We start from the raw sequence: 12,668 nt of genomic DNA, 5'->3' as shown, positions 1-12,668 counted from the left end.
AAATTTAGATACAGAGTAGGAAATCTATGACAAAAATAAAAATCGTAACTGACTCATCTGTAACCATTGAACCGGAGGTTGCTAAGGAATTAGACATTACAATTGTGCCTCTCTCTGTTATGGTGGACGGGGTGGTCTATTCGGATGCAGACCTAGAGGAAGGTGAGTTCCTTCGTCTTATGCAGTCTAGTCGCAATCTTCCTAAAACCAGTCAGCCGCCTGTCGGAGTCTTTGCTGATGTTTTTGAGCGCTTGGCAGAGGATGGAGCACAGATTATCTCCGTTCACATGTCTCATGCCTTGTCGGGAACTGTTGAAGCGGCCCGTCAGGGAGCGACTCTGGCTAATGCTGATGTGACGGTTGTTGATAGTTCTTTCACTGATCAGGCTATGAAGTTTCAGGTCACTGAAGCAGCTAAACTGGCCAAAGAAGGAGCTAGCCTAGAGGAGATTCTGGCTAAAATCGAGGAAGTGAAGGAAAAGACAGAGCTCTACATCGGTCTCTCTACCTTAGAAAATCTGGTTAAAGGAGGCCGCATAGGCCGAGTTTCTGGTCTGATTAGCTCCCTGCTTAATATCCGGGTCATCATGCAAATGAAAGATCATCAGCTGGAGCCCATTGTCAAGGGGAGGGGAGCTAAGACCTTTAAGAAATGGTTGGATGATTTGACAGCAAGTCTGCAAAATAAGCAAGTGGCTGAAATTGGAATTTCCTATGCAGGCAGTCCAGAATTGGCGCTAGAAATGAAGGAAAGTTTACAGCCGTATGTCAAGAAACCTATTTCAGTGCTGGAAACAGGGTCCATTATTCAGACGCATACTGGGGAAAATGCTTGGGCTGTGCTGATTCGTTACGAATAAAACCATAATAATTTAGAAAATAGCGGTTTAGTACTTGACCTGAATGCTTTTTTTAGATATGATAATATTTGTTAGGGTTATTAACCCAGAAAAAATTTGGAGGATTTGTTAAATGGCTAACAAACAAGATTTGATCGCAAAAGTAGCAGAAGCTACAGAATTGACTAAAAAAGATTCAGCAGCAGCAGTTGACGCTGTATTCGCAGCTGTAACTGAGTATCTTTCAAAAGGTGAAAAAGTTCAACTTATCGGTTTTGGTAACTTTGAAGTTCGTGAGCGTGCAGCACGTAAAGGCCGCAACCCACAAACTGGTAAAGAAATCAAAATCGCAGCTTCTAAAGTACCAGCTTTCAAAGCAGGTAAAGCTCTTAAAGACGCTGTAAAATAATTTTGGTTAATAAAGCCTGATACACTTGCCTCTGGCGAGTATGTCAGGTTTTTCTTTTTGCTCTCATTTCTTGAGCTTAATAAGAGATTTAGGTGATTCGAGAAAGTTGATTTATGAACTTTCTTGGAGTTTTTACTTTGCATTAAAGTGAAGGAATTTGTCTCTAAACAAAAGAAAATGATAAGAGACAAACTTTTTTAAAGACTTAAAATAAAAAGTTTAAAATTTTAGCAAAAGTGCTTTTAAATCATAGGTGTTTATGATAAAATGAAGAGAGCATTTCTTTTTGTGTAATGATTGCGAGATCATTGAAAAAGTTTAGGAGGTAAGAAATGAAATGGAAACCACTTCAGGGCTCATTGCGTCCTGTTAATCCTTATGGCAGCAAATTTCGCTTGCTGATGGGATTATTTGTTGTGCTTTTTTCAATCTTTCTGCTCCCCATTCAGACCTTGTCTGCCTTGGAGGAGCTGAAGGATGGCACGGATTTGTCCAAGTTGAATATTCATAAGTTTGACTTGAATGTTAACAATGTCAGTGTTCTTTCTAAGTCAGAGGCGATTGAACAGGTTCATTTGACTAATCCAAACTATGAGTATCTGGGAGCAGTTTATCCTGGAGAAATGGGAAATTTCACCATCAAAGTAGACAAGTCTCAAAAAGCAGATCAGGTCTTTAATAAGCCGCTTTCTCTTAAGTTCTCTAATGTTGGAACGGCTTATGGAAAACAAGTAGATGCCTATCTGACTTTTAATAAGGTAACACTCCACTATCTGAACTCATCTACAGCAGAAGCTCAGATGAATGATGCTCAAAAAAATGCAGTTGAATTTTTCTCTATTTCAGAGTTGTGGGAAAGAAGCGCTTTTGAGATTGGGAATATCCCATATGTGGATGCGGCCCATAATAACATTATGAACAAAGCTTTCTGGGTGGAGGCTGATGTTACAGCAGAGCTACGCTATGCGGATGGTTCGGATACAGATTTGAAGTTGGTTATGAAACCGACTGACATTGATGTAGTTGACGGCTTTGGTCTAAAAGAGTCTTTCTATATTAATGATTATAAAAATGCTGTTGATAAGCGCTTGATGAACAATGCCAATGCTTTGAATCAAACAGATCAGAGCGGTCGGACAATTTGGGAAGCAACGACTTCAACTAGCGGTGCTGCTAATGAAAACAACATCTCTGGTTTGGCCGTTCGTTCTGCAGATAACACATTGAATTTCGGTTATTTATCAACAGAAGCTTGCTCGGCAGTCTTTGGTCTTTATATTGAAAAAGTTGATCCCAAGCCAGTCTTAGAAGCGGATCCAGTTAAGATTCCAGCTAAGGAAGGTCAAGATGTGACTTATAAGGGAACCTTCAAGATTCCAGTTCCTGGTAAGGATATTTTGGCTACCCCGACTACTATTGAGATGACTGAAACCTTTGACGAGCGTCTGGATTACAAGGAGCTCAAGGTTGAGGCTGGCGGTAATGCCTTGCAGGAAGGTCATGATTACACGATTGAAAAGAAAGGCCAGACCGTTACGGTCAAGATGACACCGGAGTATGTTAAAGCAAATTCTTCTCAGGATATAGTCATTACCTACAAGACTGCAACCAATCAAAAGGTAGCAGAAAAGGATGCTGCAACGATTGAAAATACAGTGACTTTAAAAGTAGATAATCTTTCAGCACCATCTAATCAAGTTACTACTGACTTGCTCTATGAAAAGAAACACGAATTTGTCAGTGGTACTACTGGTAAGGAACTCCCGCAGGAAATCAAAGACCTAACACCAGAAACAGAAAAGAATCTGGAGAATGGCACTAAGGCCACGCCGACACAACCGGCTAAGACGGAAGTGCAGACCGCCGATGGCACTTGGACCTTTAAGTCTTACGACAAGGCAGAAGAGACGATCAACGGAGCGGATGCTCACTTTGTCGGCACTTGGACCTTTACACCAGCGCCAACTTATAAGGCGACCCATGAGTTCGTCAGTGGTACAGCAGGTAAGGAACTGCCCCAAGAAGTGAAATCCTTGCTTCCAGCCGACAAACCTGATTTAGCAGATGGTACTAAGACCACCCCGACACAGCCAACTAAGACAGAAGTGAAGACCGCTGATGGTACTTGGACCTTCAAGTCTTACGACAAGGCAGAAGAGACGATTAATGGAGCGGATGCACACTTTGTTGGAACATGGGACTTTACTCCAGCGCCAATTTATAAGGCGACCCACGAGTTCGTTAGTGGAACAGCAGGTAAGGAATTGCCCCAAGAAGTGAAATCCTTGCTTCCATCCGACAAGCCTGATTTAGCAGATGGCACTAAGGCCACTCCAACCCAGCCAACTAAGACGGAAGTGCAGACCGCCGACGGTACTTGGACCTTCAAGTCATACGATAAGAACGAAGAGACCATCAATGGGTCAGATGTGAAGTTCGTCGGCACTTGGGACTTTACTCCAGCGCCAACCTATAAGGCTACTCACGAATTCGTTAGTGGCACAGCAGGTAAAGAACTGCCACAAGCAGTGAGGGATTTACTTCCAGCCGATAAGCCTGATTTGGCAAATGGCACTAAGGCAACTCCAACCCAGCCATCTAGTACAGAAGTGAAAACCGCCGACGGTACATGGACCTTTAAGTCTTACGACAAGACAGAAGAGACTATCAACGGAGCGGACGCTCACTTTGTTGGTACATGGGAATTCACAGCAACTCCGTCATCAACTTATAAGGCTGTGCATGAGTTCGTCAGCGGTACAGCAGGTAAGGAATTGCCACAAGAAGTGAAAGCTTTGCTTCCAAGAGATAAATCTGATTTGGAAGACGGTAGCAAGACCACTCCAACCCAGCCAGTCAAGACAGAAGTTGAAACATCTGATGGCACCTGGAGCTTCCAGTCATATGACAAGAACGAAGCAACCATTAATGGTGCAGACGCTAAATTTGTTGGAACTTGGACGTTTGCAGCGAAGCCTAGCCCAGCACCAACTTACAAGGCTACACATGAATTTGTCAGCGGCACAGCAGGTAAGGAATTACCGCAAGAAGTGAAAGCTTTGCTTCCAAGTGATAAACCTGATTTAGCCGACGGCACTAAGACCACTCCAACACAACCAGTGAAGACAGAAGTTGAAACATCTGATGGCACCTGGAGTTTCCAGTCATATGACAAGAACGAAGTAACCATTAATGGTGCAGATGCTAAATTTGTTGGAACTTGGACGTTTGTGGCAAAACCTAGCCCAGCACCAACTTACAAGGCTACATATGAATTTGTCAGCGGTACAGTAGGTAAAGAACTGCCACAAGAAGTGAAATCCTTGCTTCCAAGCGATAAATCTGATTTGGCCGACGGCACTAAGACCACTCCAACCCAGCCAGTCAAGACAGAAGTGAAGACCGCAGACGGCACTTGGACCTTCAAGTCATACGATAAGAACGAAGAGACCATCAATGGAGCGGATGCGCACTTTATCGGTACTTGGACTTTTGCAGCTGACTCAACTACGCTTACTGGCAGTGTGATCTGGATTGATAATGATAACGGTGCAGGTCGCCGACCACAGAGTGTCCTTGTTCACTTGCTTGCAGATGGACAGGATACAGGCATCAGCGTAACTGTTGATGAGGCGATGGGCTGGAAATACAGCTTTGAAAACTTGCCACGCTTCAAGGATGGGAAAGAAATCATCTATAGCGTCCGCGAGGACGAAGTGGATGGCTACAGCAATCAAGTTGAAGGTATGAATGTAACCAATCGCTTGCTTGTAGATGCTCAAGTTAAAGAGATTGGCAAGAAACGAATTCTGCCTAAGACCGGCCAAGATACATCTATCTGGATGCTAATTCTTGGATTCTTGACTCTTGGAGGAGCAGTTGGCTTGACCAAACGTCAGCGTGACTAAGATTAAGCTTCAGTAAAAAGCTTTGAAAATCTAGAATATATGAAAAGTCTGTTGTCTCAACTTTTGTTGGGAATAGCAGGCTTTTTATTTTTCAGGGAAAGATAAGCATTATAAGCAGTCAAATACTTGAATTTTTCATAAAATTAAAAATAAGCTTGTATTTTTCTAGTAAGTATGGTAAACTATTTTAGTAAAAAATTATACAAAGGAGACTGTTGATGAAGACAAAAACATTAGCACTCGTAAATGGACTTGTTGGACTTATTGGTGGTATTATTCTACTTTTATGGCCTTTCTTCATTTGGGTTATTTATTTTATGCTAGGTGTATTTGACATCCTGAAAATTGCAATCCTAGCTTTGGGGATTGCTGGTATTGTCTACTATAAGGATGACAATCGTGTGGGACCAGCAGGCTCTATCTTGATGATTGTAGGTGGAATTTTTACCTTTAATGACTTCTTGGGCTGGATTGGTGCTATTCTTTCTATCATAGGCGGTTCCCTTTATTTAGCAAGCTTGAAGAGATTCCAAGCATAGAGCGATGATTGAAAAAATACTAGTTTAAAGCTTGCATTGCCTTAAATGGATAAGCAATCATGCAGAAGCAGGATGATGAACTTTGGTTAGTTCTGTCCTGCTTTTTTCTTTTTAGCTTATTTACAATCATTCTTAATAGCCAAGTAATCCTAGTCATGGTATAATGGTAATGACTTAGATAAGAGGCTATAACGGAGTAAATAATGAAACAAGAACATCAGCATGACTTTGACCAAGTAATTGGCCATTTGCGCGCCAAGGGTGTGCGCATTACAGAAACGCGGAAGGCGGTAATTGACTATATTATCCAAAGTCACGACCATCCTAGCGCTGAAATGATATATCAGGACTTGAAGCCCAATTTTCCTAATATGAGTCTGGCAACAGTTTATAATAATCTCAAGGTTCTGATTGATGAGGGTTTTGTCGCTGAGCTCAAGGTTCGCAATGATACGACGACCTACTTTGACTTTATGGGCCATCAGCATCTCAATGTCATCTGTGAAAAATGCGGCCGTATCGCTGATATGGAGCTGGAACTTCCAGATGTGAAGCATGAGGCTGAAGTGCAGACTGGCTACCACATCACCCAAAGCCAAACGACTGTCTATGGCCTATGCCCCCAATGCCAGCAAGAGGCGGTGTGACTGCGAGGATGATTAGCAGCTTTTTGGAGTCTAAAGACGAACAAGGTTGTGACTCGCTTCGCAAATTCAATCTGCAACTTCAAAGCAGTACTTGAGCAATCAGCTACTGCGTCAAGATTCTATTTCTAATAAAAAAAAGGCTAGAATTTATGTCTCTTAGCCTTTTTCTATGTGTTTTAGCAAGGCATGTTCGCAGGACAAGGATATCCTCTGAGCTTAGAGATGTTGATACCTAGTCAAGTACAGCACTTAGCAAGATCAGATATTTTGAGCACAACCCCTTATATACTTATGCTATTATTTTACAGGCCAATTCTCTTTTGATATAATGAAAGCAGAATAAAGCCTTGTACAAAGAGATTCAAAGAGTTCTGAAGGATTTACAATATAGGTAAATTCGTCATAAGTCTGTAGTATCGAAATCTTTAAGGGGTATTACTTTGTGGGTAGGGTAGATTTTTAGGAGGTCTTATGTTCTGGTGGAGAAAGAAATGGCTGGATGAGTTGTCAGACAGTGATGAATCGCCTCTTTTGGAATGCCGTCATCTTCTCTTTGAGGATGAGGCGGGCTATCCTATTTGTCCTTCCTGCGGCAAGCTAATAAAGGGAAATCTTCCTCAAAAAAGTGTGGATCGCTCACGTCTTTTTCTGATTTATCAAAAAGTGAAGCGAGTATGGAGTGTCAAAATTGGAATTTCTTCGACACTGCTCGTTATCATTCTATCTTATTGGTTGCCACAGGTTATAGGTGGCTGGTTTCTATGGACAGGCGACTATGGATTTAGTAGATTTATTCCTTCTAGTTCTCATAATCCCACCTTATTTAGTGTGACACTTTTTGGCTACATTCCCTTATTTATCCTTTTTGTAGCAAGAGAGCGTGTTAAGCGATTTTTTACCTTCTCTTTGAGGATTGAGCATTTTCATAAAAATCTTTATTCTTGGCCAGTTCAGCTTACTCTCTTTATCTTTGTTATCATCTTATTAAGTGCTTATATGCCTAAGTTTTACGAAATGGAAGGAGAATCGTTGATTGTCAAGCAAATTCAGCTAACTCCGGCCCAGCATGCTAAAGGTGTAGAACTTTTCATCTTTGTCAATATGCTCTCCATCTGGATTGTATCTGGCTTACTACTTATTTATCAGTTGATAGACAGGCGGCGGACTTGGTGGCTCAAGGAAGCCAACGAGGCTTATCTGTCTGGCGGGTGTTAGGGCAAAGGTTTCTGCTCGGAAATACAAAAGCGCTTTTTTGCTGAAAAAGGTCTGATTTGACGAAATAGGCTAGCTTTTTAGGCGAAAATTTTGTAAAATAGAATAGATAAACGGGGACTGCCTCGGAAAATAAAAGGAGAATCCATCTAATGGTAAAATTAGTTTTTGCTCGCCACGGTGAGTCTGAATGGAACAAAGCGAACCTTTTCACTGGTTGGGCTGATGTTGACTTGTCTGAAAAAGGTACACAGCAAGCAATCGACGCTGGTAAACTGATTAAAGAAGCTGGTATCGAGTTTGACCAAGCTTACACTTCAGTATTGAAGCGTGCGATTAAGACAACTAACCTTGCTTTGGAAGCAGCTGATCAGCTTTGGGTACCAGTTGAAAAATCATGGCGTTTGAACGAGCGTCACTATGGCGGCCTGACTGGTAAAAACAAGGCAGAAGCAGCTGAGCAATTTGGTGATGAGCAAGTGCATATCTGGCGTCGTTCATACGATGTATTGCCTCCAGCAATGCCACGCGATGATGAGCACTCAGCACACACTGACCGTCGTTATGCTTCACTTGACGACTCAGTAATTCCAGATGCTGAAAACTTGAAAGTTACTTTGGAACGTGCCCTTCCATTCTGGGAAGACAAGATTGCTCCAGCTTTGAAAGATGGCAAAAATGTCTTTGTAGGTGCACATGGTAACTCTATCCGTGCCCTTGTAAAGCACATCAAACAATTGTCTGACGATGAAATCATGGACGTGGAAATTCCAAACTTCCCACCATTGGTATTCGAATTTGACGAAAAATTGAATGTAGTAAAAGAATACTACCTTGGAAAATAAGCTTAAAGGAATCTGAGATTATTCTCAGGTTCTTTGCTTTTCCAGATAGGAAGAATAAGTCTTGCTGGAAGCCTAGCCGGCAAGTCTTTTAGGTTCCGTGGTTTGACGGAATTCCTCTTAACTCGTCCACATTTTCAGCTTTTCTATCAGTTTTGAAACATTCATCGAGCTGGATTTATGGTAAAATAAAGGTCAGAACTTTTACTAGAATGAGAGAGAAGATGGCAAGGAAGAAGAGAAAATTTGACAGTCATTCCATCACCAGAAGGCTTTATCTGCTGTTTGGAATCGTGATGCTTTTGTTTTTAGCCTTGATTGCTCGTCTGGGCTATATGCAGGTGGTCAATCAGGACTTTTACACGGATAAGTTAGCTAAGGCCAGCAAGACCAAGATTACTACTAGCTCAGTACGTGGGCAGATTTATGATGCTACTGGCAAGCCCTTGGTGGAAAATACGACCAAGCAGGTGGTGACCTATACACGGGATAATCGGCTGACGGCTGAGGAGATTCGGGCGACAGCTCAAAAGCTCCTGACCTATGTCAGTGTCAGCGATACAGAGGTGACAGACCGCCAAGAGGTGGATTATTATTTGGCGGACAGCGCAGTCTATCAGGAAGTAGTAGAAAAGCTGCCCAAGGATAAGAAATTTGATACAGACGGCAACCGTCTGCCTGAGTCGAAAATCTATAAAGCGGCAGCTGAGAGCATTGACCCTAAGCAGCTGGGCTATACGGATGAGGAAAAGAAGGTCATCGTTCTCTTTAGTCAGATGAATGCAATTTCCAACTTTGCGACGGGGACCATCCAGACAGATCCGCTGACAACAGAGCAGGTGGCTGTACTGGCTTCTAGCAGCAAAGAGTTGCCGGGTATCAGTGTCTCAACGGGCTGGGACCGCAAGGTCTTAGATACCTCACTGGCGTCTATCGTGGGCAATATCTCGACAGAAAAGACTGGACTTCCGGCTGAGGAAGTGGATGATTACCTGAAAAAAGGCTACTCCCTCAATGACCGGGTGGGGACCTCCTATCTGGAAAAGCAGTATGAGTCAGTCCTTCAAGGCAAGCGAGCTGAGAAGGAGATTCATCTGGACAAAAATGGTAATATGGAGAGCGTGGAAAATATTTCTGATGGCAGCAAGGGAGACAATCTCAAGCTGACGGTGGACTTGAACTTCCAGCAGGGAGTGGAGGACATTCTCAAAAATGCTTTTAATGCAGAGTTGGCTAGTGGCAATGCGACCTACTCTGAGGGTGTCTATGCCGTAGCTATGGATCCCAATACTGGCGCTGTCTTGGCTATGGCAGGCATCCGGCATGATCTGGAAACGGGAGAAAGCTCAGTCGATGCTCTGGGGACCATGACCAATGTTTTTGTTCCGGGATCTGTGGTCAAGGCTGCAACTCTGACCTCAGGCTGGGAGAATAACGCCATTAGCGGCAACCAAGTCCTGACAGACCAACCGATTAGCTTTGGCGGTACGGACAGTATCACTTCTTGGTTTACCCAGTATGGTTCGCGTGCTATCACAGCCCAAGAGGCCTTGGAATACTCTTCCAATACCTATATGGTGCAGGTGGCACTGAAGATGATGGGAACGCCTTACTCAGCGGATATGAAGCTGGATTTTGATGAGCTGGATTCGTCCATGAAAAAGCTGCGGTCGACTTTTGCGGAGTATGGTCTGGGCACTTCGACAGGGATTGATTTGCCAAATGAGTCCACAGGCTATCTTCCAGACAAGTTTACCTTTGCCAACTATTTGACCAATTCGTTCGGCCAGTTTGACAACTATACAACGCTTCAGCTGGCCCAGTATGCCTCAACAGTAGCTAATAATGGCAAGCGTGTGGCTCCGCATATCGTTGAAGGCATTTACGGCAACAGTGACCAAGGAGGACTCGGTGATTTGGTGCAGAAAATTGATACCAAGGAGCTGAACCAGGTCAATATCTCTGACGAGGATATGAGCATTATCAAGCAAGGCTTCTATCAAGTGGTTCATGGCAGCAGTGGCTTTACAACTGGTCGGACTATTTCTCAGGGAGAGAGTGTGCCAATCAGTGCCAAGACTGGTACGGCTGAGACCTTCGTGGACAAGGGCAAGAAAGAAGCCATCAATACCAATGTCGTGTCCTATGCACCAAGTGAGAAGCCGCAGATTGCGGTGGCAGTGGTGTTCCCTCACAATACAAACCTATCTTCTACTGTCAGCCACAGTATCACTCGCGATATTATCAATCTTTACAACCAACAACACCCTATGAATTAGTGCTCAATGAAAATCATCAGCAAACATAGAAAGCTAATGCAGTCAGTGCTCAAGTAGAGCAATCTGGTTTGAGGAGATTTTTTGAGAATAGAGAAAGGATTTTATGCTTTACCCAACCCCTATTGCCAAGCTGATTGACAGTTTTTCAAAGCTACCCGGCATTGGCATCAAAACAGCCACTCGATTGGCTTTTTACACTATTGGCATGAGCGATGACGATGTCAATGAATTTGCTAAGAATCTGCTGGCTGCTAAGCGTGAGCTGAGCTACTGCTCTGTCTGCGGCAACCTGACGGACGAAGACCCTTGTGCTATCTGCCAAGACCAGTCACGCGATCAATCAACTATTTTGATCGTTGAGGACAGCCGAGATGTGTCAGCCATGGAAAATATACAGGAATATCATGGACTTTATCATGTCCTGCACGGTTTGATTTCACCTATGAACGGCGTTGGACCGGATGACATCAATCTCAAGAGTCTAATCACTCGTTTGATGGATAGTGAAGTGACGGAGGTTATCGTCGCGACCAATGCGACTGCGGATGGCGAAGCGACCTCCATGTACATCTCTCGGGTCTTGAAGCCCGCTGGGATTAAGGTGACTCGCCTAGCGCGTGGTTTGGCGGTTGGCTCCGACATTGAATATGCGGACGAGGTTACGCTGATTCGCGCTATCGAAAATCGGACGGAATTATAAACATAAAGGATTTTTCTGGCTTTAGCTGGCTGGAAGAGTCCTTTTTTTCTGTTCAAAAATGCTGGGAATTGTGATATACTAAAACGGACTGATACAGAAGCTCCTGCTTAGAAGAATCGACCAGCTAGGTAGATGCAAAAACAAGCTTTTTAGGTTGTTTTATTTCGAGCTGGCAGCTTTTGTAAATCGTACTATTTTTAGAAAATGATAGGAAAAATCATGGCAAAACAAAGATTGATTTTATTGTATGGCGGACGCAGTGCAGAGCGGGAAGTTTCGGTTTTATCAGCTGAGAGCGTCATGCGGGCTGTCAATTATGATAGATTCTCGGTGAAGACTTACTTCATCACCAAGGATGGAGATTTTATTCAAACTCAGGAATTTGAAGCAAAGCCAGCGGCTGATGAGAAGCTGATGACCAATGCGACAGTGGACATGTCTCGGAAGATTAAGCCCAGCGATATTTACGAAGATGGAGCAGTGGTCTTTCCGGTCCTGCATGGTCCTATGGGCGAAGATGGTTCTATTCAAGGTTTCCTTGAAGTACTCAAAATGCCTTATGTCGGCTGTAATATTTTATCTTCTAGCCTGGCCATGGATAAAATCACGACCAAACGAGTGCTGGAATCGGCAGGCATTGCCCAAGTGCCTTATGTAGCGCTGGTCGATGGTGAGGATCTAGAGCAAAAAATCCAGGAAATCGAGGAGAAATTGACCTATCCAGTCTTCACCAAACCTTCCAATATGGGCTCCAGTGTCGGTATTTCTAAATCGGAGAACCAAGCAGAACTGCGTGCTTCTCTGGAACTGGCTTTCAAATATGATAGTCGGGTACTAGTCGAGCAAGGTGTAACAGCTCGTGAGATTGAGGTCGGGCTTCTTGGTAACGCTGATGTCAAAAGTAGTCTTCCAGGGGAAGTTGTTAAGGACGTGGCTTTCTATGACTATCAAGCCAAATACATTGACAATAAAATCACCATGGCAATCCCAGCTCAGCTTCCTGAAGGTGTTGTGAATACTATGCGTCAAAATGCCGAGACAGCTTTTCGTGCTCTGGGTGGTCTGGGGCTGTCCCGCTGTGATTTCTTCTATGCAGAAGATGGTCAGGTCTTCCTTAATGAGCTCAATACCATGCCAGGTTTTACCCAGTGGTCTATGTATCCATTGCTTTGGGAAAATATGGGGCTGGCCTATCCTGACTTGATTGAGAAACTAGTTGGCCTAGCTGAAGAGGCATTTGCCAAGAGAGAGGCGCATCTTCTCTAAAATATGATATAATAGAGGGGCTGAAAA

10 protein-coding genes are annotated in these 12,668 nt (G+C 43.5%); all 10 read left to right on the top strand.

What is annotated here, in order from left to right; genetic code table 11:
- The first annotated feature begins 26 nt into the window (after positions 1–26).
- The 10 genes from O3620_RS01755 (at position 27) to O3620_RS01710 (ending at position 12,641) form a co-directional block, all read left to right on the top strand.
- Positions 27–860 (top strand): DegV family protein, encoded by an 834-nt coding sequence (locus tag O3620_RS01755; RefSeq protein WP_002919426.1) that lies wholly within the window; start codon positions 27–29, stop codon positions 858–860.
- Positions 861–972: 112 nt separating this feature from the next.
- Entirely contained in the window at positions 973–1,248 is a 276-nt protein-coding gene (locus O3620_RS01750) for an HU family DNA-binding protein (RefSeq protein WP_002896125.1), read from the top strand.
- Positions 1,249–1,580: 332 nt separating this feature from the next.
- Positions 1,581–5,156 (top strand): LPXTG-anchored SHIRT domain periscope protein, encoded by a 3,576-nt coding sequence (locus tag O3620_RS01745; RefSeq protein WP_002919425.1) that lies wholly within the window; start codon positions 1,581–1,583, stop codon positions 5,154–5,156.
- A 218-nt stretch (positions 5,157–5,374) separates the two neighbouring features.
- Positions 5,375–5,695: a hypothetical protein gene (locus O3620_RS01740; RefSeq protein WP_002896121.1), complete on the top strand. Its 321-nt coding sequence runs from the start codon at positions 5,375–5,377 to the stop codon at positions 5,693–5,695.
- 203 nt (positions 5,696–5,898) lie between these two features.
- Positions 5,899–6,342, top strand: coding sequence for a Fur family transcriptional regulator (locus O3620_RS01735; protein ID WP_002896119.1), 444 nt, complete (start codon positions 5,899–5,901; stop codon positions 6,340–6,342).
- Between the two features lie 471 nt (positions 6,343–6,813).
- Positions 6,814–7,557, top strand: a complete 744-nt coding sequence (locus O3620_RS01730; protein ID WP_002919423.1) for a hypothetical protein — start codon at positions 6,814–6,816, stop codon at positions 7,555–7,557.
- Between the two features lie 149 nt (positions 7,558–7,706).
- Positions 7,707–8,399, top strand: coding sequence for a phosphoglycerate mutase (locus O3620_RS01725; RefSeq protein ID WP_002919422.1), 693 nt, complete (start codon positions 7,707–7,709; stop codon positions 8,397–8,399).
- Between the two features lie 209 nt (positions 8,400–8,608).
- Complete coding sequence (gene pbp2b, locus O3620_RS01720; protein WP_371601359.1) at positions 8,609–10,675, top strand: penicillin-binding protein PBP2B; 2,067 nt, start codon at positions 8,609–8,611, stop codon at positions 10,673–10,675.
- Positions 10,676–10,778: 103 nt separating this feature from the next.
- The gene (recR, locus tag O3620_RS01715; RefSeq protein WP_002897999.1) at positions 10,779–11,375 is read left to right on the top strand and encodes a recombination mediator RecR; all 597 of its coding nucleotides are present in this window, start codon (positions 10,779–10,781) and stop codon (positions 11,373–11,375) included.
- A gap of 219 nt (positions 11,376–11,594) precedes the next feature.
- Entirely contained in the window at positions 11,595–12,641 is a 1,047-nt protein-coding gene (locus tag O3620_RS01710; protein ID WP_371601358.1) for a D-alanine--D-alanine ligase, read from the top strand.
- Positions 12,642–12,668 lie beyond the last annotated feature (27 nt).

The organism is Streptococcus sp. 27098_8_134 (assembly GCF_041431675.1).
Taxonomy (GTDB): domain Bacteria; phylum Bacillota; class Bacilli; order Lactobacillales; family Streptococcaceae; genus Streptococcus; species Streptococcus sanguinis_R.
Note: the sequence above shows the minus strand (reverse complement) of the source record. Positions and strands in the feature narration are given on the sequence as shown.